Below are 565 nucleotides of genomic sequence, written 5' to 3'. Positions count from 1 at the left end.
TCTCCGGAGATCGCTTCCGCGTAGGAAGAGATATCATCCTTATTCTTGCCTTTCAATAAGTCCAAGAGTCCTCTTCTTTGGAAACCTAAGCGGATATCCAAATTCTGGATGACCTCTCCTTGGACGATGAATCTGAAATGACCCGGCTCGATCACACCCGCATGGATTGGACCGACCGCATGAGAATAATAAGATGGCGGAACAGGAACATTAAAACCACGATAGATAATGTCTTTGATCCCTGCTCTTGTTAGAAACTTCTCCAAGAGATGCTTTCTATCTTGAGAAAGATACTTCTCATAATCGATATGAGAATAATCTTCAGGACCTTGGTTTGTTCCGAGGCTATGTCTTAAGATCCAGATCGGATTTGCATGATCCTCATAAAGATTCTTCTCTTCGGATTTGGAAAGAGTTTCTCTTTCAATCCCGTCCTTGGTCAGCCAGAATCTATGAGTCTGTTTGGTTTCAGAAGAATGAAAAATACCGGTAACGTTTTTCATAATACACCATGTAAAAGAAGGTAAAATCCCCAGCAACCGGTGCTGAGAAGAAGTAGAAGTAA

Annotated in this window: 1 pseudogene; it reads right to left on the bottom strand. The window is 41.8% G+C overall.

Features of this window, described 5'->3' with window-relative positions:
• A pseudogene (locus tag EHO59_RS07700) lies at positions 1-503 on the bottom strand (hydrogenase large subunit); the annotation flags it as partial.
• Positions 504-565: the final 62 nt, after the last annotated feature.

Source organism: Leptospira semungkisensis (assembly GCF_004770055.1).
In the GTDB taxonomy this organism is placed as follows: Bacteria; Spirochaetota; Leptospiria; order Leptospirales; family Leptospiraceae; genus Leptospira_B; species Leptospira_B semungkisensis.
Note: the sequence above shows the minus strand (reverse complement) of the source record. Positions and strands in the feature narration are given on the sequence as shown.